Consider the following 26185-nt stretch of genomic DNA (forward strand, 5'->3'; position numbering starts at 1 on the left):
TCAAAGTAAATAAAATAAGAGCATTTGGTGGATGCCTTGGCACTAGAAGGCGATGAAGGACGTAATACGCTGCGATAAGCTTCGGGGAGCTGCGAATAAGCTTTGATCCGAAGGTTTCCGAATGGGGAAACCCACCTGCTTAGCAGGTATCGTATAGTGAATACATAGCTATGCGAAGCAAACCCAGTGAACTGAAATATCTCAATAGCTGGAGGAAAGGACATCAACCGAGACTCCGTTAGTAGTGACGAGCGAATGCGGACCAGGCCAGTGGCTTCAGAATAAAAACTAGAACAACATGGAAAGGTTGGCCATAGAGGGTGATAGCCCCTTATAGGTAAAAAGTTTTGGAGTCCTTGAGTAAGGCGGGACACGTGAAATCCTGTTTGAACATAGGGGGACCACCCTCTAAGCCTAAGTACTCTCTAGTGACCGATAGTGAACAAGTACCGTGAGGGAAAGGTGAAAAGAACCCCGATAAGGGGAGTGAAATAGACCTGAAACCGAATGCTTACAAGCAGTCGGAGCAGACATTGAGTTTTAAAGCTCGTTTATATGTTCTGTGACGGCGTACCTTTTGTATAATGGGTCAGCGACTTAGTTTATCTAGCAAGCTTAAGCCGTTAGGTGTAGGCGTAGCGAAAGCAAGTCTGAATAGGGCGACTTTAGTTAGATGAATTAGACCCGAAACCGAGTGATCTAGCCATGGCCAGGTTGAAGGTGGAGTAATATCCGCTGAAGGACCGAACCCACTACTGTTGAAAAAGTAGGGGATGAGTTGTGGCTAGGGGTGAAAGGTCAATCAAACTCGGATATAGCTGGTTCTCCGCGAAATCTATTTAGGTAGAGCGTTATAGCGATTACCGTCGAAGGTAGAGCACTGGATGATCTAGGGGGTCCTACAGACTTACCAAACTCAACTAAACTCCGAATGTCGACGAGTACAGCATAGCAGACAGACTGTGGGTGCTAAGGTCCATAGTCGAGAGGGAAAAAGCCCAGACCGCCATCTAAAGGTCCCTAAATCATGACTAAGTGTTAAAGGATGTGGGAAAACCAAAACAACTAGGATGTTGGCTTAGAAGCAGCCATCATTTAAAGAAAGCGTAATAGCTCACTAGTCTAAATAAGTTTTCCTGCGCCAACAATGTAACGGGGCTCAAGTCATGTACCGAAGATGCGGATTTGCACTTTAATAGTGCAGATGGTAGCGGAGCGTTCCGTAAGCCTGTGAAGGTGAACTGTGAAGTTTGCTGGAGGTATCGGAAGTGAGAATGCTGACATAAGTAGCGATAAAGAATGTGAGAAACATTCTCGCCGAAAGTCCAAGGGTTTCTGCGTAAAGTTAATCTGCGCAGGCTTAGTCGGCCCCTAAGGTGAGGCTGAAAGGCGTAATCGATGGGAATCAGGTTAATATTCCTGAACCGAAAGGGTGTGACGAAGATAGTAAATTGTATATGCTTATTGGATTGTTATATGCAGTGAATATCTTCCAGGAAATAACACCCTTATTAAAGACCGTACCCTAAACCGACACAGGTGGACAGGTAGAGTATACCTAGGCGCTTGAGAGAACGATGCTGAAGGAACTAGGCAAATTGCATCTGTAACTTCGGGAGAAGGATGACCTATAAATGGGCAACCATCTATAGGTGGCACAAACCAGGGGGTAGCGACTGTTTATTAAAAACACAGGGCTCTGCAAAGTCAATAGACGAAGTATAGGGTCTGACGCCTGCCCAGTGCTGGAAGATTAAGAGGAGGGGTGCAAGCTCTGAATTGAAGTCCCAGTGAACGGCGGCCGTAACTATGACGGTCCTAAGGTAGCGAAATTCCTTGTCGGGTAAGTTCCGACCCGCACGAATGGCGTAACGATTTCCCCGCTGTCTCCAGTATCGACTCAGCGAAATTGAATTCTCCGTGAAGATGCGGAGTTCCCGCGGTTAGACGGAAAGACCCCGTGAACCTTTACTATAGCTTTGCACTGGTATTAGGAATTAGATGTGCAGGATAGGTGGGAGACTATGAAGCGGTGGCACAAGCCACTGTGGAGTCATCCTTGAGATACCACCCTTTTGATTCTTGATATCTAACCGCGATCCTTGAATCAGGATCCGAGACAATGCATGGTGGGTAGTTTGACTGGGGCGGTCGCCTCCCAAAGAGTAACGGAGGCGTGCGATGGTTAGCTCAGGTTGGTCGGAAATCAACTGTTAGAGTGCAATGGCATAAGCTAGCCTGACTGCGAGTCTGACAAGACGAGCAGAGACGAAAGTCGGTCATAGTGATCCGGTGGTCCCGAGTGGAAGGGCCATCGCTCAACGAATAAAAGGTACTCCGGGGATAACAGGCTGATGATTTCCAAGCGTCCATAGCGACGAAATCGTTTGGCACCTCGATGTCGGCTCATCACATCCTGGGGCTGGAGAAGGTCCCAAGGGTTCGGCTGTTCGCCGATTAAAGTGGTACGTGAGCTGGGTTTAGAACGTCGTGAGACAGTTTGGTCCCTATCTGCCGTGGGTGTAGGAAGTTTGAGAGGATCTGCCTTTAGTACGAGAGGACCGAGGTGGACGTACCTCTGGTGGACCAGTTGTCGCGCCAGCGGCATAGCTGGGTAGCTAAGTACGGAAGGGATAACCGCTGAATGCATCTAAGCGGGAAACCCACCTCAAAACTAGACTTCCCGATCAGAGCCGTGGAAGACCACCACGTTGATAGGCTAGGTGTGGAAGCACGGTAACGTGTGTAGCTAACTAGTACTAATAGCTCGATTGTTTTACTTTGCTGAGGTTGTACTTGTGTACAGTATTAATTCTGCAAGAAACATAAAAAGGTTTTCAGTTTTATCAACAACTCAAATTTTAGACCTCTTTTGAAATTATGGTTCTATGAATAAATGTCTAAAGAAGTCTATATATAAAAAAATTTGTATTGCTAGCTTGGTGGTTATAGCACGAGTGAAACACCCGATCCCATACCGAACTCGAACGTGAAACCTCGTAGTGCTGATGGTACTATGCCCTGAGGCATGGGAGAGTAAGTCGCTGCCAAGCTTGCAATGCAAGTTTTGTGTGAAGGTCATGTACACTCAAATGATCCTACGAATTGCATTTGAAAATGAGGGGTAAACTAAAGTAATACGTGAGTTCCTGATGTTTTTAAAAAACAATTCTTAAAAGCGTAAGAGTATACAAATTGTCATTAGACATTTGTTTTGTGTTCCAATTCTCCAGATCATTTAACTACCCTTGCAAGCAAGTCTTTTAAAAAGTAAGTTTTAAAAAATCAACTAAATTATCTACTAACAATAATCCATATTATTTGATAAAATTAGAACAAAAAGAAGGAGGTAATATGAACAATATTAACACTAAGTTTTACATACTACTAGTAATACTACTTGGTATATTCACTTATTCATTAAATCTTTTTAATAAAATATCTCAGTGTTCTTTAGTATTTGTGTTTTTAGCTATAACTGCAAATATCATATCTGAACTATATGGTAGGAAAAAACCTTGGATTGCTATAACGTTGAGTATAATAGTAAGCTTTTGTTTGTTAAGGGACTTCAATTATTATATTCATGGTCGTGTTATTAATGGAATTATACTTGTATCTTTTGTATCTATATTGTTATCAATATATTGTAGTACAAGTATATTTGTACAACTCAAGTCAACATGTTCTTTGAATACAAGAAATTTTGCTGGTTTAATGATGGGTGTGGTTGTAGATGGCATTGTGATGTCAGGATTTTTTGTAAATATATTCTCTACAAGTAGAGTTTTGTCGATGTTTTTAAAAGAAGTATTATTTAAATGTGCATATTCATTAACAGTTTATATATGTATATTTTTGGGGTCATTTTTAGTCCAAAAAGTATATTGCAATAATAGGACTACCCGTGAACTGAAGAATTTTTGAGTAAAAAATACAGCTGAGTACCGCAAGAATCTTGGATAATGACGATGCAATTCTTGATTTTCTATTCTAGAGTATATATACTCAAATGATATTAAAGGGTGTTGGCAAAGTAGTAATAAAGTAAAATTATCGTCATATTTTGAGAATATATTATATAATTTTACTTTTTTTGTTGGCAATTTAACTAAAGAATTACTTAAAAATTTGCTTTATATAGCATTTATATGACTTTGCCAACATTCTATGTACCTAACCCAAGGAACTCTTAGCTAAAAGCGATGTCATTTCCACTTTTGCAGGAATGGCATCGATAGTAGTTAAGATTATATTTATACCAACTATTGGTACAATTCTTAAATTGCCCTGATCAAATCTAACGGAATTAACTATATCATAACTTATTTAAACAGGAATAATGTGTATAAATTTATAGACTTGTTTTGCGGTATTGGTGGATTTAGGATTGCTTTAGAAGGAAAAGGAATGGAGTGTGTTTTTTCTTCAGATATAGATAAGGATATTTAAGAAACTTATGTAAAAAATTTCGGAGAAAGACCTTATGGCGATTTAAATGAAATCTCAGAAAAAAAATACCAAAACACGATATATCTATGTGCAGGTTTTCCTTGTCAACCCTTTAGTATTTCTGGTAAGCAATTGGGATTAAAAGGCAGTAACGGAAGATTATTTTATGAAATAATTAGAATCGCCCAATATCATAAACCATATGTTTTATTGCTTGAGAACGTCAAAAATATAATTAATATTGATAATGGATCGGTAATTAAAACAATAGATATAAAATTGGATGAAATTGGTTATAAAGTTTATAGGCATATTCTAAATTCTTCTTTTTTTGGTATACCTCAATCAAGAGAAAGGGTTTATTTTGTTTGTTTACGTAAAGATTACGATAATGATCTAAAATTTAAATATTTACCGCCAAAAGAAACTTTTGCAAAAGTTTCTTTGGATGATATTTTAGAAGAAAAAGTTGATGATATTTTATATATTAAAAGAGATGACATAGTAATAGATGGCAATAAAGAAATTGAAAGAAATTTAAGACCTCTAAGAATTGGTTATGTTAATAAAGGCGGTCAAGGAGAAAGAATCTATAGTCCCTTGGGACATGCAATAACTCTTTCCGCTTTTGGTGGAGGAGTAGGTGCAAGAACTGGCTTATATTTAATTAATAATAGAATTAGACGATTATCAGTTAATGAATGTAAAAACTTAATGGGATTTCCAAAAAATCACCATGTTATAGAAGGGGTAAAAGGTTATCAACAGCTTGGCAATGCTGTTATACCAAAGATGATCAGTAATATTTATGATTCAATTGGAATATCATAATTATGAATAGAAATGCTTATATAGGAAAAAATGTTGAGGTTCTGTTTAAAAATAGCATAGGAGATCATCAAAAAATCATACAAAAAATTCAAGAAAACTTTAAAATACAAGGAAACTTCATAACTGCGATTTGTAGTGGAGTACATAATGAAAAAGTAGATGTAAAAATGGAATTTTCTTGTGGGAGAAATATTGATGCCAATATAAAGGCTTTTAAGACTGGTTTAAATCAACTAACAAGAACCACACCTGAAAAGTTCTGCGAAAAATTTAATTTGGATTGCTTAACGTGGTTGCAAAATCTACTTGTTGAAAAAGCCAAAAGAGGAGCTACAAAATATGATTTTTTTCCAAAAAGTGAAAAAGAGAAAGCAATATTAATATTTAAACCTATTGTAAAAGATATAGTGGAATGGTCTATGTCTTATAAAAAATCTCGAGAAATACTAGGTTCTGTTGACAAAAATTATAACGTAACCATATTAAAGTTCCAACAAAATTTAGAAAAGCTAAGAAAGTGGCTGGAGCCTTATCAAATCTAGAAAATATACGCCTAAAATGTTTGATTTTACCAAATAAGCACTCAATTAAATATCGTTCCTTATAAGTATGTTTATCATATTCACGTTGTACTTTACGGTTAGATTTTGGTGGTATAACAATCTCACACCCCTTATTTTCTAAACTTTCTACAAATGCACTACTATCGTATCCTTTATCGGCTATCACAGTCGTATTCTGAACATCTTGAGTAAGATTTCCCGCTTGATACTAATTGCAATAATTAACACGGTGTATTTATCCAATCTCTATACATAATTGATTTTACTAAATCTACATTATGAGCAAGTTGATTCCAAGCGTAACAAGCCATAGTAACGATATCTTCATATACACCATAACATTGGTTAGACAAGAAATGATTTTTAATCCATTCCCAAACTTGTTCCATTGCATTAAGTTCCGGTGCGTAGGGCGGAAGCGGTATCAAAGTGATATTGCTTGGCACAGTTAGTTTTTTGGCTGTGTGCCAACCTGCATTATCCGTTAGTAAAGCTATATGTCGGTTGCCTTGAATACTGCGAGAAAGCTCTTCTAAGAATTTATTCATTGCCTGTGTGTTTGCATATGGTAAAATTAATGCACAAGCTTCTCCTGTCTCATGGCAAGCAGCTCCGTAAATATATGTTGAAATAAATTGCTGTTGCCGAACTTTACGGGGTCCAGTGCCACGCTTAGCCCATATACGAGTTAAGCTACCTTGTTGCCCAACTCTAGTTTCATCCTGAGACCATATATCAACTTTACATCTATCGATATTTTTGCTAATAATTTTGTTAACATGTCTGGAAAGTTTTTTTATATCTATTTTGAGTCTCTTGATTTGATTTTGGATGCATTGAACGAGAAGTAATCCAGCTAAAACCAAGGCGGTGCATAGTATTGTAGACTGTTTTTAAAGCACATTTAGCACCATATTCCTCAACTAACATGATATGTAGCTCCTTTCCAGTTATATACCCACCAGTTTTACTTTCACTGAGCGTATTGATTTTATCAAAAATAGCAGACTCTTGTATACTGTTAATCTTCCTAGGGGCACCGCTTCTTTGTGATTCAAATAATCCTTCAAAACCATGATTCCTAAATCTTCTGAGCGATGATTGCACAGTTTTCCAGTGTGACTTCACTATTTCAGATATGGCTTTACAAGATTTGCCTAATTGAAGGTGATACATCGCCAATAAACGTATACGATTTCGACCATGCGGCTCATGTTTCATCATTTTTATAAAATCATGACCTTCAAAACCTTGCGGTAATATTAACCTAGCTATTTGAGTACCTATTTATCAGTTAAAAACCCATTTTATAACACCGTGTTCATTATTGCAATTAGTATTATACGATTTTTGCTAGATAATTTGAGAATAGCACTTAGTGCTTCATGATTTCTATGGTATATTATAAGTAGATTTAAATAATTTAATAACCAAGTAAAAGGAATATGTCTACAAAATCTTCTATTAATCAAATAGAACTAGAAAAGTTTAGTAAAATTTCTAGCGGGTGGTGGCAGGAAGATGGAGAGTTTAAAATTCTTCATCAAATAAATCCTATTCGTCTTGGTTATATAATAGATAAGATAAAAGATCATTTTAATATAGATGATGATGTAGTACTACCTTCAAAATTAGATATTTTAGACGTAGGATGTGGCGGGGGATTAATTACCTCTGCTCTCTGTAAACTAAATGGCACAATTACTGGCATAGATGCATTACAAAGTAATATAGATATTGCGATGAAGCATGCTAAAGAAGAAAATTTGAATATACAATATCTTAAATCGACTGCTGAGGAATTAGTATACTCAAATAGCAAACAGTATGATGTGGTACTATGTTTAGAAGTTATGGAACATATAGACAATCCTAGTGATTTTGTAAAAAACCTTGCCAATCTAGTGAAACCAAATGGCATGATTATAATTTCAACAATTAACCGTACTGTAAAAGCTTATATGTTAGCTATTTTGATGGCAGAATACCTGCTTAATTGGATACTAAAAAAAACCCATGACCATAGTAAATTTCTTAAACCATCTGAAATTTATTCTATGTTTAGTAAAAATAACATAGAGCTTAAAGAGCTTAAGGGCTTAACTTATAATATTGTCAATAGAAGTTGGCAGTTGAGTGATGATATAGAGGTAAATTATTTTGCTTATTTAACTAGACCTCTTGCAGAACTCCCTCTAGATTAACTTTAAAGAAAATACTATGACTATAATTACTAGATTCGCCCCCTCCCCTACTGGCTTCTTGCATATTGGCGGGGCAAGGACAGCATTGTTTAATTATTTATTTGCCAAACACCATAATGGCAAATTTTTACTTCGAATTGAGGATACTGATAAAACAAGATCAACCGAAGATGCAGTAAATGCCATATTTTCTGGTTTGGAATGGCTTGGTTTAGACTGGGACGGTGAAGTGATTTTTCAGTCTAAAAGAAATGATTTATACAAAAAAGCAGCTCTGAAATTACTAGATGAAGGAAAAGCTTATTATTGTTTTACACCTCAAGAAGAAATAGATCGGCAGCGAGATAATGCTATAGCTAATAAACAACATTTTTTATTTCAAAGCCCTTGGCGAGATGCTGACCCTTCTAAATTTCCGAAAGGTTACCAATCCACAGAAGCAGTGATTAGGCTGAAAGCTCCAAGAACTAGCTATACAACTATCCATGATGCTTTACAAGGGGATGTTACCATTGAAAACTCCCACCTAGATGATATGGTGCTGTTACGTAGCGATGGAAGTAGCACCTATATGTTGGCAGTAGTAGTGGACGACCACGATATGCAGATTACCCATATTATCAGGGGGGATGACCATTTAACTAACGCTGCTCGTCAAATCCTACTTTATCAAGCCTTTGGTTGGGATGTGCCACATATGATACATATACCATTAATACATGGTGATGACGGGGCAAAATTATCTAAAAGACATGGAGCTCTTGGAATAAAAGCATACCAAGATATGGGATATTTACCCGAAAGCTTGTGTAATTATTTACTAAGGTTAGGATGGAGTCACAAAGATAATGAGATTATTTCAAGACAACAAGCTATAGAATGGTTTAACATTGAAGGTCTTGGCAAATCACCTTCCCGTCTTGATTTTGCCAAAATGGATAATTTAAATGCTCATTATCTACGTCAGCTTGATGCTAAGCTATTAACAAAAATGATTTGTGAGAATTTGCAAAAAACTTATAAAATTACCACGGAAGAAACGGAATATATTAAGCAAGCAATGCCAAACTTGAAGATAAGAAGTACAAATTTAGTCGAATTAGCTAAACTAGCCAAGATTTACTTGATTAACGTTCCTATTATCTACTCTGAGGAAGCCAAAGAGATAATCAAGAATTGTAATAAAAATTTGCTAGAGCAAGTTATTGAGGAATTAAAGAATTTACAAAATTTTGATAAAGACTCAATTCAAATAAAATTTAAAGAAATCGCCAAGAATAATAATATTAAACTTGCAGATCTCATGCAATCCATTAGATCTCTAATAACAGGCATGACTGCTTCCCCAAGTATTTTTGAAATTATCGCCATAATTGGTAAAGAAAATGCTATTGCTAGGTTGAAATGTATACTGCTCGTAAATGAAGAGTTGGTAGACGATAGTATAACTTCAAGAAGAGCTAGGCAGTAGCAAAGTCGAGCAGCGGAGCGTACATTAGTAACTAGGCAGCTTCGATCTTTGGTCGCGGGAACGCCAATTCTTGAAGTTCTATCTGAGTATACTCAAATGATTTAATAAATTTAAATGATCCTATGAATGGGAACAATAAACAAGGGGTGAGCAGACTAGCTATACATGAAGTACGTGAGCACGCGAAATCTCAGCAAGTATTTACAAAGAAACAATTCTTCAAAGTAGAAGAGTATATATTTCATAACCTAGTTGGAACATATGCTATTACGAGAATTTTAGGCAATTATGGTACAGCTAAAGGAATCGCTTACTTTATAGAAGATAAAGGACATCGCTCACCTCATTCACGTATATTATACAGAGAGGAGCTTGATGTTGAATATTATGGTAATACCAATAGGGTAAAAGCTTTTAAGGAGTATCTATACTCTCTAGAGCAAAACAAAATTGTTAAATATTTTGTTAATGAAAATAACAATGGTTTATTTTACCAATTACATTTTATCTCTAATATTCCTTTTCAGGATAAAGTTCAGGCTAAAGGTACACATCAATGCAACTTGGATATTTATCAAGCTAATTACACATTTTTAAATAAGAATTCTTTTGAACTGAGTTATAAAGTTTTAGGTCCTAACAAAAATTATACGATAAAAACTAGTTTTACTAGAATAGCCTGAACTCAATATAATGTAACATTACCATACCTTCAATGTCACCCTAGAGCAGTTTAAAGGTCTCAACTAATGACAGAAAATACTAAATTAGACCTCTTTCGAAACTCTACTTCTAGTTGGTGATTTGCACGTCGATGCGGTACTCGAATCCGTAACGGAATTAGAGTACGCTGTGGTTCGAGGTAAAGCGTCTCCTTCAAATCCCTCAGCATAAGCGAGTTTCAAAAGAGGTCTATTATAGAAACAAATAATTGTCATCGCGAGCCACAAAGTGGCGTGGCAATCCAAATAAACAGCTTGCTGTTGTATTTTTTGCCACTGCAACTTTTGGATTGCCACGTCGCCGCTTGCAGCGACTCCTCGCAATGACGATTTAACAACAGCACTTCGCTAATAGACAATTTTTTAACTCACAATTGTTATGCTTTCACGGAAATAACAGCTCTGTATAACTACAACTGTAATACTAGTTTCTTCTATTACCAAAGAATCTTAGAAGATGTAAGAACAAATTAATAAAGTCTAAATACAAATTAAAAGCGGCCATTATGGACATTTTTTGTCCTAACTCTCCACCTCCAGACATAAAATACATAGACTTAATTTTTTGAGTATCCCATGCAATAATACCCATAAATATACCAACCCCAATGAGAGACGTTGCAAAATATATAGCTGAGCTTTGTAAAAATATGTTGACTAGTGACACAATGATAAGACCAAATAACCCCATGATAAGAAATGACCCCATTGATGTCAAATCCCTATTGGTACTATACCCATAAAGACTCATTGCACCAAAAACAGATGCACAAATAAAGAAAGTTTGAGCAATTGACTCTCCTGTATAGATAAGCCCGAGGGATGCTAAAGACATACCAGTTAAAGCAGCATAAACCCAAAACAATACTTTAGTAGTATCTAGACTCATCCTGCCAAATCCCATAAAAAAGTACAAAGCAATTCCCACAGGAGAAATCATTACCAATGTCCCCAAACCGGTATAGCCCATGAACTGTCCATTTGATTCAACTTGAAATAAAAGCCTAGTTAATGGCTCAAATGATATAGTAGCAAAAGCCATTACTCCAGTTAGCACAAGAGCTAAAGCCATATAATTATAGACTTTCAGCATGTATTCTCTCAGTCCGACATCATATGTTTTCTGAGTAGCAGTAAAAGTCTTTGTGTAATCAATCATAAGAAACCCCATGAATCATGTTATTATTTATACTATAATAGTATAAGCTTCATACCTTTTCTTTTCAAGAAGAAAAACGTGAAATATTTATTTAAGTTATCATGAAACGTTTATAAAAGCAAAGAAAAGATTAGAGAGGAAATTTTATAATTTAGTTTCCTAGATTAATATGTATTATTCACTAACACTATCAGAATTATCATCATTACCAGAAAGTTTCAACTCATGTATCTTGCCATCCGCCGCATTCATTTCGTCCCAAATAGAAATATTATAAATTTTAGTACTTTCAGCATTATTATTAGTACTTCTATTTTTAGGTAATTTATGTTCATTATCTTCTAAGTCAGCTAGATAACCCTTGTCTATATCATCTTTTATGTTTTTAGTTTTTTTGGGCATACAATATTTATGTCAAATGTAAGATTTATAAAATTAAAAATGTAGATATCAATCCTGAGTTTTTATTAAGTTATCTTGTAAAACCACTAGATTGCCCATGTTTTTTGCCTGTATTGGGTGTAGCATTACTTTGAAATGTGGAAGCCATATATGGAGACATAGTTTCTCCCAGCTTTTTTGCCTCTGTTTGCATTTTTGGGTTATCTTTATGTTCTAGTATAGCTTTTTTAGGAGCAACGGACGATAATCTCTCTGTTGTTGATACATCTTGACCATGAACAATTGTCCTAGTTAGTAGGTCAAAATCTAGGTTATCATTACCTAAAATTGTCATCGCTAGTGCGTCAGGATAATCTCCAATTATTGTACGTATTTCTGCTCTTCTTTTAAACTAGGAGTAAGTGTGTCTGCGAGATAACCTCGTAGATTTCTTGCCTGCATTCTCTGCTCTAGACTAGGCGAATCTGGAATATCATTAAGCCGTGCATACGCTCCTTTCACGCCTGCATTACCTGCTACTGATGTCAAAAGTGATTCTGTTACATTCTGAGCAGCAGCATTCTCTAATGGCAGAGCGTCGTCTACTCTCTTACTGTTCTGTCGAACCATTTCTCATCTAATGGAGGTAGCTCGCCTTGTTGCACTACTTCTGATTTATTTGCTGCTTTATGATTGGCAAGAAATTTGACTATATCAGTACTACCAATTTTGTATATCATTAACGTTCCGTCTGTATCAGGAGTACGCAGGTCACATGAGTAAGGTTTCTTAGAGTCTGTCACTAAGTTCTTAAAAAGATCTTTCCACTTGGGACGTGGGACAATACATTCCCAAACTAGTTTATTAAATTCTTTCTGACTTTCTTTATCAAGACCATTGGAATCTCTAATTTTAATTATAGTATTAAATAATTTTTGAGCATGCACTGCTTTCTCATTATTTTGCTCTTTATCCACGAAGTTAATTGAGTGTACGTTGTTACTATGTTGCAACATTTTTGCAAAATCTGCAATAACTTTTTCTGGAATATCAGCAGAAGCTAAAGAAATTTTAGTAGAGTTTCGATTCAAAAGAGATTGTGGTAAATATACCATGCCGTCTGTTCTAATTTCGTTATTATCTAAATTTAGATCAGTAATAGTAGAATTATTAGCAAGAAGTGTTGCAACTTTTTCAGCTCCTTTATCTCCTAGATTATTATTCGATAGATCAAGATCAGTAACAGTTTCATTATGATCAAAAGCGGATGACAAAGCTCCCATGCCCTCACTTCCAATTTGGTTATTACTTAACTTTAGAATCTTAAGCTTACTATTCTGAATAATGCCTGCAACTAGCTCAGCTCCGACATCTCCCAAATTGTTACTAGATAAATTAAGCTCGGAAATTGGATTTTCTATAATAGCCTCTAATATCTCTTTGTCCAATTGAACCTTACTATTAGATAAATCAAGAGCCTCGACATTCTTTTTTCTTAGCTGTGTTATTAATTTTGCTTTTTCTTTAGGATTTGTAAGGTCTATGTTCTTGTAATTAACAGAAACTGATTTTGGTTTGAATATATTTTTCATAAGAAACCTTAATTAATTAAAACTAACTATAATTAACTATGCTTCTTATCACTTTGGCAAGATAAGATAACAAATACGACAAGGATAATTTAGGTTGTGTGAACATTTCTATCTAATGGTCTTATATATCGTTATTTCCGTTCTCGAATTCGTAACGGAATTTAGTCCAAGGCAATTTAGTTATTTACATGATACAAAGATATTGCTATTTTGTCTACAAAAGTTAAAAAAATATGAACTAATTTTTAGGGATTTAATGCCTCTGTGGTGGAATGGTAGACACGGTAGACTCAAAATCTACAGCTCAAAAGGCGTGCTGGTTCAAGTCCGGCCAGAGGTACCATCTATAATACCATTTCCCAAAACTAAATTGCTACTCGGAGTACGAGTGTCGAGCACCGGAGCGTACATACTAGTACGTGAGGAGCGGAGATCATGAAGTACGACGACGTGATGATTAGTTTTCGGAAATGGTATAACTTCAAGAAGAGCTAGCTGTGTGTACATGAGTAACGGAGCAACTGCGATCTTTAGGTCGCGGAAACCTTAATTCTTGAAGGTCTAGCTGAGTATATATACAGAAACAATATTTAGGCAATGAAGGTTAGTTACATCAAATGAGTACACATAACAATATTAATGACGTTGTAGAAATTACAGCACAAAGTGGTTTATCAATTTTCTCTATGATATCATCCACTGATATTATAGGAAAATCTGTTATGATAATTTTGGTAATCGCTTCAATTTGGGCATGGACAATAATTATAGATAAGATAGTTCATTTAGTTCAAATAAGAAAAAAAATTGCAACTTTCGAAGCTACTTTTTGGTCTGGAGCAGTTTTAGATCAGTTACATGAAACTATTAAAAGAACAATGAATAATCCTCTTGCTGCAGTTTTTGTAGCAGCTATGAACGAATGTAAACGCCAAAATCCTAACAACCTCACTGATGCACTTAAAATTAGCCATAAAGAGCGAATAATACAATCTATGTACTTGATAAGGAATCGTGAACTTGAAAGATTAGAGCAAAATTTAGGTTTTTTGGCAACTGTTGCTTCTAGTACACCATTTATAGGGTTATTTGGTACTGTTTGGGGGATTATGCATAGTTTTCAATCTATTGCAGCATCAAAAAATACCTCACTTGCTATCGTAGCTCCTGGCATTGCAGAAGCTCTACTTGCAACAGCAATAGGTCTATTTGCAGCAATTCCAGCAGTGATTTTTTATAACTACCTTTCTTCACAAATAATTAAGATTAATAATAAAATTGATGATTTCATTAATGAGCTTAGTTCTATACTATCAAGAGCCATAGATGAAGGGAAAATGTAATGGCTATACAATTACCAAATTCAAATAACCAAAGATATAGACGTAATTTAGTCAGCGAGATCAACGTTACACCACTAGTTGATGTTATGTTAGTGCTATTGATCATCTTTATGATAACCTCTCCAATGCTAGTGTCCGGTATTAATGTTGATTTACCAGAAACAACTTCTAGCCCACTGTCAGGACAAGATGAACCGTTAGTGATTAGTATTAACAACAAAGGAGAATTATATTTATTGGAATCTAAAATAGAGAGACAAAATTTAGCTACTAAGCTAACTAATATTACAAAAGAAAAGAAAGATATTAGAATTTTTGTAAGAGGCGACAAAAATGTGCCATATGGCGAGGTAGTTAGCGTTGTATCTGAAATCCATGCAGCAGGCTTTTCTAAGGTAGCACTAGTGTCAAATATTAAATATAATGAAAAATAATAATATTTTTTCTATTTCTTTTATTTGCTCCGTAGTACTTCATTTACTAATAATATATTTCTTCTTATTTGGTCTTCCATCATTGTTTAAAAAATCTCCTGAAGAACAAGTAATAGTTTTTGAAATGTTACCAATTAGTAATCAATCTAATGTACCCAATAAAACCAAACAACCTGAAAAAGCTATAGAAGAGAAGAAGCCTATAGAAGAAAAAAAGCCTGTAGAAACAAAGCCTATAGAAAAGAAGAAGCCTGCAGAAGAAAAAAAAACTGTAGAAACAAAGAAGCCACTCGAGAAAAAAAAGAAAATTCCTAATAAAAGTGACTTAGATTCTTTGCTTAAAAATTTAGAACAATCATCTGAAGGGTCGAGTGCAAAATCAAATAAACAAGCTAGGTCCAAAGAAAATAAAGAAACCCAAGAATCAAAAGGTCCTTACGATGACACATTGCCTCTTTCCATCAGTGAAATATCTCTAATTAAACAACAAATAGAGAGAGTATGGAGCAAACCTATTGGGATACAAAACCTTGAGCAGCTACGGGTAACTTTGTATATAGCTTTAAATCAAGATGGCAGTGTCAAAGAAGTAAAAGTCAAAGAAACAATGTGCCCAAATATAACAAAAATAGCTTGTGACGCTCTATCTGACAGTGCAATGAGAGCAGTATGGCAAGCAAGTCCTATTAATAATCTAGACCCTCAGCGTTACAATAGCTGGAAAGAATTTAATTTTCTTTTTGATCCAAGTATGTAAAATACTTGCATAATTATTATATTTTTCAAGATTTATACTTAGTGCTAGTCAAATTTCCTTTATATTAGTATTAATTTTCGGATTTGGGATTAGGATAAAACCAAATAAAGAGTACGGCAAATAATAAAGATAGGTTTAGTAGTAAATTCCATTCTGTCATAGATATATCAAATAATTTAATTGCCGGTTTTGTGCAAGTCGCAATAGGTTGGCTATAAAATATTTCTTTAATATCTTGAATGGATAAGTGCTTTGGAATATGGATTAAAGTTGAACAAAGACTACTTGGTTCAAATATCCCTCTTTCCACTCCACTATGATAGCCTGCTAATATACAAGCACCTAATAAATTTAGAACGATAAAAAATAAAGTATATTTGCTGATTTTCTTAATAAGAATCGCTACAACTGAAATCTTGATTATAAATAAATATGGGAATCTTTGATAAATACACAAAGGGCAAGGTAAAAAATGTAATATATATTCTACAAAATAAGCCAAAGATAAGGCAAAGATGCATGTACAAATTAGGGCTATATGTAAAACTCTAAAGCTATCTTTGCGAATAAAATGGACAATAGAAAGAATAGTCATAAGTAAATACTAATTTTTAAGTGCTATTGTCTAAGAATATTAGAAAAAACTCAAGAGATAAATTTACAGAAACCACGTATATTACTGCTCGTAAATGAAGAGTTGGTAGACGAAGGTCAACTTCAAGAAGAGCTAGGAGTGTTAAAGTCGAGCAGCGGAGCGTACATTAGTACGTGAGCAGCGGAGATCTTTAGACACGACGACGCCAATTCTTGAAGTTCACCGAGTATATTCAATATGCGAAATCAAACTATATGGAAATGGATATTATAGATGTCAGAATTAGAAATTTTAGAAGATGCTGTTAAATCACATGCTTGGCCTTTTTTAGAAGCAAAAAAAATATTAGATCAACTGGGTAGCAAAATTCCAGCTAAAGGTTATGTATTATTTGAAACTGGTTATGGACCGTCAGGGATACCACATATAGGTACATTTGCAGAAGTTGCTAGATCTATAATGGTGCAAGAAGCATTTAAACAACTATCCAATATCCCAACTAAGATTATCTGTTTTTCTGATGATATGGATGGTTTGCGTAAAGTCCCAAATAATATCCCAAACCTTGATATGGTGGCATCACATATTGGCAAGCCTTTAACATCTATTCCCGATCCTTTTGGCGAATGTGAAAGTTATGGACATTATATGAACGCTAAGCTTCGCTCATTTTTAGATAGATTTGGCTTCAAATATGAATTTTTTAGTAGTACAGAATGTTATAAATCCAGTTTATTTGATCAGATGATGCTTAAAGTCATAGACAAATATGATGAAATAATGGCTCTAATGTTACCAACTTTTCGAGAAGAACGACAGGCAACTTATTCACCTTTTATGCCAATTTGTCCAAAAACCGGTATGGTACTACAAGTACCTATTGCAAAGATCGATCGCTTAGCCGCTACTATTACCTATAAAGACAATGAAGGGAAGTTTGTGGAAGTTCCTGTGACAAAGGGACATTGTAAGCTGCAATGGAAACCTGATTTGGGTATGCGGTGGGCTGCCCTGCAAGTGGATTATGAAATGTATGGTAAGGAGCATATGCCTAATGCTAGGTTATATTCTGAGATTTGTCGAATTTTAGAGGGGATTCCACCAGTACAATTTTTTTATGAATTATTTCTTAATGAAAGCGGAGAGAAAATCTCTAAATCTACAGGAAATGGCATTACTGTTGATCAATGGCTGCAATATGCACCGATGGAAAGTATGTCGTTATTTATGTACCAAAATCCAACAAGAGCCAAACGTTTACATTTTGATGTGATACCTAAAAATGTTGATGAATATATTACCTTTAATAAAAGGTATCATTTAGAACTAGATCAAGTAAAGCGTTTTGCGAATCCAGTACATCATATTCATCACGGGAATGTGCCTAATATCGAAACTTTTGGCATTAGTTTTAGCTTATTGCTTAACCTAGCATCGGTTTGTAATCCCGAAGATAAATCGGTACTTTGGGGGTTCATCAGTAAATATGCTCCAGAGGCGACGAAGCAAAATGCTCCGTATCTTGATCATTTAACAAATTTTGCCATTGATTATTATAATGACTTTATTAAAGCGAATAAGCGTTATTTAACCCCTGATGCTCAGCAGAGAATTATCTTACAAGAAATCAGCACTATGTTATCTGCTTTACCAGTAGATATTACTTCCGAACAAATTCAAGAGAGGATTTATGATATAGGTAATAATCATGGTTATAGTAATTTACGAGATTATTTTAAAGAATTATATCAAATATTACTTGGGCAAACTGAAGGACCAAGGCTTGGGTCTTTTATTAAGCTTTTTGGTATTAAGGACTCTATAAATTTGATTCAACAGAAACTAGTTTAATCTTAAGTGTCGATGTAATACTAATTGCAATAATGAACACGGTGTTATAAAATGGGTTTTTAACTGATAAATAGGTACTCAAATAGCTAGGTTAATATTACCGCAAGGTTTTGAAGGTCATGATTTTATAAAAATGATGAAACATGAGCCGCATGGTCGAAATCGTATACGTTTATTGGCGATGTATCACCTTCAATTAGGCAAATCTTTTAAAGCCATATCTGAAATAGTGAAGTCACACTGGAAAACCGTGCAATCATCGCTCAGAAGATTTAGGAATCATGGTTTTGAAGGATTATTTGAATCACAAAGAAGCGGTGCCCCTAGGAAGATTAACACTATACAAGAATCTGCTCTTTTTGATAAAATCAATACGCTCAGTAAAAGTAAAACTGGTGGGTATATAACTGGAAAAGAGCTACATATCATGTTACTTGAGGAATATGGTGCTAAATGTGCTTTAAAAACAGTCTACAATACTATGCACCGCCTTGGTTTTAGCTGGATTACTTCTCGTTCAATGCATCCAAAGTCAAATCAAGAGACTCAAAATAGATATAAAAAAACTTTCCAGACATGTTAACAAAATTATTAGCAAAAAATATCGATAGATGTAAAGTTGATATATGGTCTCAGGATGAAACTAGAGTTGGGCAACAAGGTAGCTTAACTCGTATATGGGCTAAGCGTGGCACTAGACCCCGTAAAGTTCGGCAACAGCAATTTATTTCAACATATATTTACGGAGCTGCTTGCCATGAGACAGGAGAAGCTTGTGCATTAATTTTACCATATGCAAACACACAGGCAATGAATAAATTCTTAGAAGAGCTTTCTCGCAGTATTCAAGGCAACCGACATATAGCTTTACTAACGGATAATGCAGGTTGGCACACAGCCAAAAAACTAACTGTGCCAAGCAATATCACTTTGATACCGCTTCCGCCCTATGCACCGGAACTTAATGCAATGGAACAAGTTTGGGAATGGATTAAAAATCATTTCTTGTCTAACCAATGTTATGGTGTATATGAAGATATCGTTACTATGGCTTGTTACGCTTGGAATCAACTTGCTCATAATGTAGATTTAGTAAAATCAATTATGTATAGAGATTGGATAAATACACCGTGTTCATTATTGCAATTGGTATAAGACTCGATAATCAAGTTTTTTAGAATTATTAAAAGATACGTCTATTAGCGAGGAGTCGCGAAAATCGGCGTCGTAGCAATCTTTTGAAGTAATACTTGTCCCTACTTCACAATAAAATTGCCGCGTTGGCGATTCCATCGCCTTTCCTCGCTAATAGACGTATAAAGAAGCTGTATTTACTAACTTTCAACAGTTGTGGGATGATATTGTTTTGACGCTAGTACTACAACTATAGTAGTATAATTTTATCAATTGATATCAATTTGCAACTTAATTTTGTTTTTATAATCTTTCTCAAAACATTTTGCCATAAAATATGCTAATATTGCAAAGAACATAAGATATATGATTGGCAATAATTGAAAATTTAGGTATCTCATTAATATTAAACAAACAGAATTAGCGCTACCAGACATCAACATTGACCCAATATTATGACCAAGACTTACTGCACGATAACGATCATTGACAGCAAAAGCTTTTGTCATTATACCATGCGAAAGAGCATTGAAAGGAGCAACAAAACATGCTAGCATTAAACAAGACCCCAAAGCTAAATTAACCATCTGATAGTTAACGGATATAATAAATAATAGACTAGATACAATAGTACCAAATAAGCTAAACTTAAATACTAACATTTGACTAAGCCGATCTGCTAACAAGCCAGCAATAGGCATAGGAATGGCAAAACATATGGTTATTAAAACTGAAAATGTACTAATAATGAAACTAGTTTGCGGTAGGATCATAGGTAAATATTGTTTCATAAACATAACGGATATTTGATAAGTCGCACCAAATCCACCAGCAAGAAACACTGCCATCAAAATAACTCGCCACTGCTTCTTAATTAAAATAGCTAAGCTTTGCGTCTTCGTTTTACTGTCTTGATTCTTTTTAAATTCCGGTGTTTCATCAAATGTTCGGCGAAAATATAAAACGATTAAAGCTAAAGGTAAACTAAAGAAAAAAGGAATACGCCAACTCCAATCTGGAAAAATATGGGCATTAAAAAAATTGGTTGCCCCATTCCCTAGTAATAAACCTATAACCCCAGTACAACGAGTTATTGCTGAAGCTGTATATCGGTATTTTTCTCCTAAATGTTCGATAACATAAATAGCCGCTCCATCATATTCTCCACCTATAAAAAAACCTTGCATAAAGCGACACAAAGCCAAAATTATTGCACCCCACACACCAATAGATGAGTATTCTGGCAGGAAGCCTATAACCATCGTAGGTATTCCAATACCTATGATGGTTATACTTAATGCAGTTTTACGCCCATACAAGTCTCCGATACGGCCAAAAATCAGTGATCCCATAGGTTTTGATAAATATGCTATCGCATAAATAGCAAAAACATTTATTAGATTAGTTAGATAATCAGTATTTGGAAAGAATTTTGCTGCCATAATACCAGCAGAGAAACCATACAAACCATAATCATAATATTCAACTATTGTACCTAGAAATGCTCCAATAATTTTATTTCTTGTTTTTTTTTTCACTATATACTGCTCATAATTTAGTACTTGTGTTTAAGAGCCTTCAATTAACAATTTATTTCTAACTGAAGGTGCTAAGTTAATATTAAGCTCTTTTAAAGCTTTCTCATCAATATAATCAGGAGCATTCATCAATAAATCTTCCGCTTGCTGATTTAGTGGGAAAGCTATTACCTCTCTAACATTAGTTGAATCAGTTAATAACATAACCATCCTATCTATTCCTGGGGCTATCCCGCCATGTGGAGGGGCTCCAAATTTAAAAGCCCTGATCATACCACCAAACTTTTTATCAACAACTTCCGGGGGGTATCCAGCAATCTCAAAAGCTTTATACATTATTTCCGGTTTATGATTTCTAATTGCTCCACTAGATAACTCAATACCATTACAAACAATATCATATTGATATGCTTTGATGGCTAGTAAATCATCTACTGTTTTGGCTGATTCTAGCACTTCCATGCCACCTTGTGGCATAGAAAATGGATTATGGCTAAAATCTATTTTCTTGGTTTGCTCATTTAATTCATAAAATGGGAAATCTGTTATCCAACAAAACTCAAAACAATCTTTTTTAAGTAGGTCTAATTCTTCACCTAATTTAGTTCGTAGCTTGCCAGCAAGTTTAGATGCTTTATCAGCTTTATCACTAGAGAAGAAGACAGCATCACCATTTTGTAGATTCGCTAAAGACTTTAAATTCAATAATTGCTCATCTGTTAGAAATTTAACAATAGGTCCTTTAGCTTGTCCATTTTCTAGAAACTGGATATAACCAAGCCCGCTTGCTCCCTCAGAAGTTGCAAATTCTGCCATTTTATCAAAGAAGCTTCTAGGTAAAGCAGAAGCTTTAGGAGCTGGCACAGCTCTAACAACAGAGCCATTTTTTATATTTTCTTTAAAAATAGCAAAGTTAGAATTTCTCAATAATTCTGTAACATCTGCAATGATCAGAGGGTTTCTAAGATCTGGCTTATCAGAACCATATTTTAGCATTGCTTGTTCATATGGAATTTGTACAAAAGGTGTATTTGATACTTCTTTATCAGAAAATTTGCTGAATATCTCATACATTACCGGCTCAATGGTATTAAATACCTCTTCCTGCGTAACAAAAGACATCTCTACATCCAACTGATAAAACTCACCTGGTGACCTATCAGCCCTAGCATCTTCATCTCTAAAACAAGGGGCTATTTGAAAATAACGATCAAATCCTGACACCATCAGCAATTGTTTAAATTGCTGCGGTGCTTGTGGTAATGCATAAAATTTACCAGGATGTAATCTGCTTGGAACTAAGAAGTCCCTAGCTCCTTCTGGTGAACTAGCCGTTAGAATCGGTGTTTGAAACTCCGTAAACCCTTTTTGTGTCATCAGATGCCGTACGTGAGCAATAACTTGCGATCTTAACATAATGTTATTATGTAATTTTTCACGCCTAAGATCTAGGAAACGGTATTGTAACCTAGTTTCTTCGGAAGAAATTTGTTCAGAATTAACTATTAATGGTAAAGCTTCTGCATTAGACTCAATTATAAACTCACTTACCAATATTTCAATTTTACCAGTCATTAACGAGTCGTTTATTGTTTCATCACTCCTTGCTATCACTTTACCTACAACAGTTATAACTGATTCATACCTTAACCGACTAGCATCATCCATTAAACTTGGATTTTGATCAGTAAATACCAACTGGCTTATACCAAAATGATCCCTAAGATCAATAAAGACTAAATTACCGTGATCCCTTCTTCTATGTACCCAGCCGGATAATTTTACCCTTTGCCCAGTATCCTTTAATCGCAATTCATTACAATTATGCGTCCTGTATTTATGCATTCTATATCTCTTAAAATGAAAGGATTATATAAAAATATCTCCATTAAGCAATAAGCTTCTTCATCCTTGCAAGCTAAATTTCTCTTAAAACTTGTAGAACAATATATCATGAAATTTGAATACACTAATACCATTTATGAAATAATTTTATAAAGATTAAAAAGAAACTTTGTGTTTTGTACCTAAATAATTAAGTTGTTTGGTTGAAGAAGTTCTAATACAAACATTACCTGGTATTTCTCCAAGAAACCTAGAAGGAGAGGATCTTATTATTTCATAAAACATAAAACGACTTTCTGCATAAGTAATATACAGGTCTTTCTTAGCTCTAGTAATACCCACATAGGCGATTCTCCTCTCTTCTTCTAGACCTTTTTCCCCCTCTCTGAGTGATCGCTGATGTGGAAACACCCCCTCTTCCCAACCTGGTAGAAAAACTAGATCAAATTCAAGACCTTTAGCAGCATGAAGAGTCATAATGCTAACAGAACCACCAAAATTTGATTCTAATTCCTCATTTTCCATTACCAAACTAGAATGTTCTATAAAGTCTTGAATATTATCGAATTCCGCGATTGCTCTAAGCATTTCATTAATATTTTCAATTCTGCCAGTTGCTTCATCTGTTTTTTCTTCTTGTAGCATCTCAAGATAACCTGACTCTTCTAGTAAAGACTTAGTGACATTAATAGCTGGGTCATTTCTATATCGTAAACTCCAATTATCGATATTACTAATAAATTTGTTTAGACTATCTTTGACTTTATTTTTAAAAATTTCTGCTTGTAACATCTGACGAATGGCAGCAATAATAGGTATATTATGTTCAACCGCATAATCTTTTATTTGTTTTAATGTGGTATTACCAATTGCTCTCCTTGGAACATTTATTATGCGTTCAAGAGCAAGATTGTCACTATGATTTAAAGTGATACGTATATAGGCAAGTAAGTCACGTATCTCCATTCGTTCATAAAACTTAAGACCACCTATAATTTTGTATGGTAATGCATTACTAATAAACACTTCTTCAAATGCTCTAGTTTGGAAACCTGCTCTAACTAATATCGCAACTAATCCTGCATTATACTTTCCCTCTGTAACTAACTTGCTAATTTCAGATACAACGAATCTTGCTTCTTCTTTATCATTCCAACAAGATATAATTTTAATTTTTTCTCCATCATTTTTATCAGTCCATAATGTTTTACCGTGACGATTCTTATTATGGTTAATTACACTTGATGCAGCTAATAAAATTTTTGAACTAGATCTATAATTTTGTTCTAATTTTATTATTGTAGCATTTGGAAAATCCTTTTCAAAACGTAATATATTCCCGACTTCTGCACCCCGCCAACTATATATAGATTGATCATCATCACCAACACAGCAAATATTTTTTGAGCTACTTGCCAGCATCCTCGCCCAAAGATACTGAACAGCATTAGTGTCTTGATACTCATCAATCAGAATATATTTACATTGTTCCTGATAATACTTTAATATTATAGGGTTTTTTATAAACAATTCATTATTGTAAAGTAGTAAATCCCCGAAATCTACTACATTAGATGCTAGTAAATTTTGCTGATATTCGTCATAGACAACTTGAGCCACTTTATGAATAGGTAGCTTAATATCAGATTCAGAAAGTTTATATGGCAATAATCCCTGATCTTTCCAACACGAAATAATAATATATAAAAGTTTGGGAACATATTTTTTGGTATCTATATTTTTCTGCTTAACTATATCTTTAACCAATTTAAGTTGATCATCAGGGCTAATAATAGTAAACCTACTATTCAAGCTAAAATTCAAATGTTCTGCTTGCTGACGCAAAATTCTTGCTGCTATAGAATGAAATGTACCTATATTTAGCCCATAACAATCAATCATTTTGTTGATTCGATCTTGCATTTCTCTAGCAGCTTTATTAGTAAAAGTAACTGCTAGAATATTTTGAGGTAGAGTTAACCCTTGCTGGATTATGTTGGCTATTCTAGTCGTTAACACTTTAGTTTTACCAGTCCCTGCTCCAGCAAGCACAAGAATAGGACCATGTACATGGGACACTGCTAGCAGTTGTTGAGGATTTAATGAGTTTAGGAAACTTTGTTGTGTCATGATCTAGTACTACAATTGTAGATTAGTGGAGTTATAGTCAGATAGTTTGATATTTTGTTTATAATGATGTCATACCAATTGCAATAATTAACACGGTGTATTTATCCAATCTCTATACATAATTGATTTTACTAAATCTACATTATGAGCAAGTTGATTCCAAGCGTAACAAGCCATAGTAACGATATCTTCATATACACCATAACATTGGTTAGACAAGAAATGATTTTTAATCCATTCCCAAACTTGTTCCATTGCATTAAGTTCCGGTGCATAGGGCGGAAGCGGTATCAAAGTGATATTGCTTGGCACAGTTAGTTTTTTGGCTGTGTGCCAACCTGCATTATCCGTTAGTAAAGCTATATGTCGGTTGCCTTGAATACTGCGAGAAAGCTCTTCTAAGAATTTATTCATTGCCTGTGTGTTTGCATATGGTAAAATTAATGCACAAGCTTCTCCTGTCTCATGGCAAGCAGCTCCGTAAATATATGTTGAAATAAATTGCTGTTGCCGAACTTTACGGGGTCTAGTGCCACGCTTAGCCCATATACGAGTTAAGCTACCTTGTTGCCCAACTCTAGTTTCATCCTGAGACCATATATCAACTTTACATCTATCGATATTTTTTGCTAATAATTTTGTTAACATGTCTGGAAAGTTTTCTTATATCTATTTTGAGTCTCTTGATTTGATTTTGGATGCATTGAACGAGAAGTAATCCAGCTAAAACCAAGGCGGTGCATAGTATTGTAGACTGTTTTTAAAGCACATTTAGCACCATATTCCTCAACTAACATGATATGTAGCTCCTTTCCAGTTATATACCCACCAGTTTTACTTTCACTGAGCGTATTGATTTTATCAAAAATAGCAGACTCTTGTATACTGTTAATCTTCCTAGGGGCACCGCTTCTTTGTGATTCAAATAATCCTTCAAAACCATGATTCCTAAATCTTCTGAGCCATGATTGCACAGTTTTCCAGTGTGACTTCACTATTTCAGATATGGCTTTAAAAGATTTGCCTAATTGAAGGTGATACATCGCCAATAAACGTATACGATTTCGACCATGCGGCTCATGTTTCATCATTTTTATAAAATCATGACCTTCAAAACCTTGCGGTAATATTAACCTAGCTATTTGAGTACCTATTTATCAGTTAAAAACCCATTTTATAACAC

Annotated in this window: 22 protein-coding genes, 1 tRNA gene, 2 rRNA genes and 2 pseudogenes; 14 read left to right on the forward strand and 13 right to left on the reverse strand. The window is 34.9% G+C overall.

From position 1 onward, the window contains the following. Positions 1–3 precede the first annotated feature (3 nt). The 4 genes and pseudogenes from ACFE3K_RS05470 to dcm all read left to right on the forward strand — a co-directional run. Positions 4–2784, forward strand: a 23S ribosomal RNA gene (locus tag ACFE3K_RS05470). Between the two features lie 154 nt (positions 2785–2938). Beyond that, a 5S ribosomal RNA gene (rrf, locus tag ACFE3K_RS05475) occupies positions 2939–3053 on the forward strand. Between the two features lie 1291 nt (positions 3054–4344). Next, complete coding sequence (locus ACFE3K_RS05480) at positions 4345–4452, forward strand: DNA cytosine methyltransferase (protein ID WP_375358573.1); 108 nt, start codon at positions 4345–4347, stop codon at positions 4450–4452. Positions 4453–4464: 12 nt separating this feature from the next. Continuing rightward, positions 4465–5283 (forward strand): annotated as a pseudogene (gene dcm / locus ACFE3K_RS05485) (DNA (cytosine-5-)-methyltransferase); the annotation flags it as partial. A 417-nt stretch (positions 5284–5700) separates the two neighbouring features. On the opposite strand, the pseudogene ACFE3K_RS05490 reads toward dcm, so the two are convergent. From ACFE3K_RS05490 to ACFE3K_RS05500, 3 genes and pseudogenes are all read right to left on the reverse strand, one after another. Next, a pseudogene (locus ACFE3K_RS05490) lies at positions 5701–6024 on the reverse strand (transposase); the annotation flags it as partial. A 43-nt stretch (positions 6025–6067) separates the two neighbouring features. Further along, positions 6068–6712 carry an IS630 family transposase gene (locus tag ACFE3K_RS05495; protein WP_375358574.1) on the reverse strand — a complete coding sequence of 215 codons (645 nt, stop codon included), beginning with the start codon at positions 6710–6712 and terminating at the stop codon, positions 6068–6070. Then, positions 6621–7070: a helix-turn-helix domain-containing protein gene (locus tag ACFE3K_RS05500; protein ID WP_375358575.1), complete on the reverse strand. Its 450-nt coding sequence runs from the start codon at positions 7068–7070 to the stop codon at positions 6621–6623. The genes ACFE3K_RS05495 and ACFE3K_RS05500 overlap by 92 nt, the downstream gene beginning before the upstream one ends. A 221-nt stretch (positions 7071–7291) precedes the next feature. On the opposite strand from ACFE3K_RS05500, the gene ubiG reads away from it, so the two are divergent. The 3 genes from ubiG (at position 7292) to ACFE3K_RS05515 (ending at position 10204) form a co-directional block, all read left to right on the forward strand. Further along, a complete protein-coding gene (ubiG, locus tag ACFE3K_RS05505) occupies positions 7292–8050 on the forward strand; it encodes a bifunctional 2-polyprenyl-6-hydroxyphenol methylase/3-demethylubiquinol 3-O-methyltransferase UbiG (RefSeq protein ID WP_375358576.1) in 759 nt (252 codons plus the stop codon). Positions 8051–8066: 16 nt separating this feature from the next. Further along, positions 8067–9521, forward strand: coding sequence for a glutamate--tRNA ligase (gene gltX, locus ACFE3K_RS05510; protein ID WP_375358577.1), 1455 nt, complete (start codon positions 8067–8069; stop codon positions 9519–9521). A 122-nt stretch (positions 9522–9643) separates the two neighbouring features. Then, on the forward strand, positions 9644–10204 hold the full coding sequence (locus ACFE3K_RS05515) for a DUF6314 family protein (protein WP_375358578.1): 561 nt from the start codon (positions 9644–9646) through the stop codon (positions 10202–10204). 463 nt (positions 10205–10667) lie between these two features. Here the strand turns inward: ACFE3K_RS05515 and ACFE3K_RS05525 are convergent, their stop codons facing one another. From ACFE3K_RS05525 to ACFE3K_RS05540, 4 genes are all read right to left on the reverse strand, one after another. Continuing rightward, positions 10668–11402 carry a Bax inhibitor-1/YccA family protein gene (locus ACFE3K_RS05525; RefSeq protein WP_375358580.1) on the reverse strand — a complete coding sequence of 245 codons (735 nt, stop codon included), beginning with the start codon at positions 11400–11402 and terminating at the stop codon, positions 10668–10670. A gap of 174 nt (positions 11403–11576) precedes the next feature. After that, on the reverse strand, positions 11577–11804 hold the full coding sequence (locus ACFE3K_RS05530; protein WP_375358581.1) for a hypothetical protein: 228 nt from the start codon (positions 11802–11804) through the stop codon (positions 11577–11579). 70 nt (positions 11805–11874) lie between these two features. Continuing rightward, positions 11875–12138: a hypothetical protein gene (locus ACFE3K_RS05535; RefSeq protein WP_375358582.1), complete on the reverse strand. Its 264-nt coding sequence runs from the start codon at positions 12136–12138 to the stop codon at positions 11875–11877. Between the two features lie 247 nt (positions 12139–12385). Continuing rightward, positions 12386–13375 carry a hypothetical protein gene (locus tag ACFE3K_RS05540; RefSeq protein WP_375358583.1) on the reverse strand — a complete coding sequence of 330 codons (990 nt, stop codon included), beginning with the start codon at positions 13373–13375 and terminating at the stop codon, positions 12386–12388. Positions 13376–13633: 258 nt separating this feature from the next. On the opposite strand from ACFE3K_RS05540, the gene ACFE3K_RS05545 reads away from it, so the two are divergent. The 4 genes from ACFE3K_RS05545 (at position 13634) to ACFE3K_RS05560 (ending at position 15909) form a co-directional block, all read left to right on the forward strand. After that, positions 13634–13718, forward strand: a tRNA-Leu gene (locus ACFE3K_RS05545). Positions 13719–13992: 274 nt separating this feature from the next. Then, the gene (gene tolQ, locus ACFE3K_RS05550) at positions 13993–14718 is read left to right on the forward strand and encodes a protein TolQ (protein ID WP_375358584.1); all 726 of its coding nucleotides are present in this window, start codon (positions 13993–13995) and stop codon (positions 14716–14718) included. Then, complete coding sequence (gene tolR / locus ACFE3K_RS05555; RefSeq protein WP_341747488.1) at positions 14718–15152, forward strand: protein TolR; 435 nt, start codon at positions 14718–14720, stop codon at positions 15150–15152. The genes tolQ and tolR overlap by 1 nt, the downstream gene beginning before the upstream one ends. Beyond that, positions 15142–15909 carry an energy transducer TonB gene (locus ACFE3K_RS05560; RefSeq protein WP_375358585.1) on the forward strand — a complete coding sequence of 256 codons (768 nt, stop codon included), beginning with the start codon at positions 15142–15144 and terminating at the stop codon, positions 15907–15909. The genes tolR and ACFE3K_RS05560 overlap by 11 nt, the downstream gene beginning before the upstream one ends. A 70-nt stretch (positions 15910–15979) precedes the next feature. Here ACFE3K_RS05560 and ACFE3K_RS05565 read toward each other — a convergent pair whose 3' ends face one another. Beyond that, positions 15980–16504 carry a disulfide bond formation protein B gene (locus ACFE3K_RS05565; protein ID WP_375358586.1) on the reverse strand — a complete coding sequence of 175 codons (525 nt, stop codon included), beginning with the start codon at positions 16502–16504 and terminating at the stop codon, positions 15980–15982. A gap of 273 nt (positions 16505–16777) precedes the next feature. On the opposite strand from ACFE3K_RS05565, the gene ACFE3K_RS05570 reads away from it, so the two are divergent. From ACFE3K_RS05570 to ACFE3K_RS05580, 3 genes are all read left to right on the forward strand, one after another. Continuing rightward, entirely contained in the window at positions 16778–18355 is a 1578-nt protein-coding gene (locus ACFE3K_RS05570) for a lysine--tRNA ligase (protein ID WP_375358587.1), read from the forward strand. A 133-nt stretch (positions 18356–18488) separates the two neighbouring features. Beyond that, complete coding sequence (locus tag ACFE3K_RS05575) at positions 18489–18938, forward strand: helix-turn-helix domain-containing protein (protein WP_375358540.1); 450 nt, start codon at positions 18489–18491, stop codon at positions 18936–18938. Next, a complete protein-coding gene (locus ACFE3K_RS05580; RefSeq protein ID WP_375358393.1) occupies positions 18932–19510 on the forward strand; it encodes an IS630 family transposase in 579 nt (192 codons plus the stop codon). The genes ACFE3K_RS05575 and ACFE3K_RS05580 overlap by 7 nt, the downstream gene beginning before the upstream one ends. Before the next feature lie 248 nt (positions 19511–19758). Here ACFE3K_RS05580 and ACFE3K_RS05585 read toward each other — a convergent pair whose 3' ends face one another. The 5 genes from ACFE3K_RS05585 to ACFE3K_RS05605 form a co-directional block, all read right to left on the reverse strand. Continuing rightward, positions 19759–21030: an MFS transporter gene (locus ACFE3K_RS05585; RefSeq protein ID WP_375359492.1), complete on the reverse strand. Its 1272-nt coding sequence runs from the start codon at positions 21028–21030 to the stop codon at positions 19759–19761. Positions 21031–21057: 27 nt separating this feature from the next. Further along, entirely contained in the window at positions 21058–22872 is a 1815-nt protein-coding gene (gene aspS, locus ACFE3K_RS05590; protein ID WP_375358588.1) for an aspartate--tRNA ligase, read from the reverse strand. Positions 22873–23028: 156 nt separating this feature from the next. Next, positions 23029–25002 carry a UvrD-helicase domain-containing protein gene (locus tag ACFE3K_RS05595; RefSeq protein WP_375358589.1) on the reverse strand — a complete coding sequence of 658 codons (1974 nt, stop codon included), beginning with the start codon at positions 25000–25002 and terminating at the stop codon, positions 23029–23031. 87 nt (positions 25003–25089) lie between these two features. Next, positions 25090–25650: an IS630 family transposase gene (locus ACFE3K_RS05600; RefSeq protein WP_375358342.1), complete on the reverse strand. Its 561-nt coding sequence runs from the start codon at positions 25648–25650 to the stop codon at positions 25090–25092. Further along, on the reverse strand, positions 25644–26093 hold the full coding sequence (locus tag ACFE3K_RS05605; protein ID WP_375358519.1) for a helix-turn-helix domain-containing protein: 450 nt from the start codon (positions 26091–26093) through the stop codon (positions 25644–25646). Before ACFE3K_RS05605 ends, ACFE3K_RS05600 begins: the two co-directional genes overlap by 7 nt. Positions 26094–26185 lie beyond the last annotated feature (92 nt).

Source organism: Candidatus Tisiphia endosymbiont of Neophilaenus lineatus, from assembly GCF_964264975.1.
In the GTDB taxonomy this organism is placed as follows: domain Bacteria; phylum Pseudomonadota; class Alphaproteobacteria; order Rickettsiales; family Rickettsiaceae; genus Tisiphia.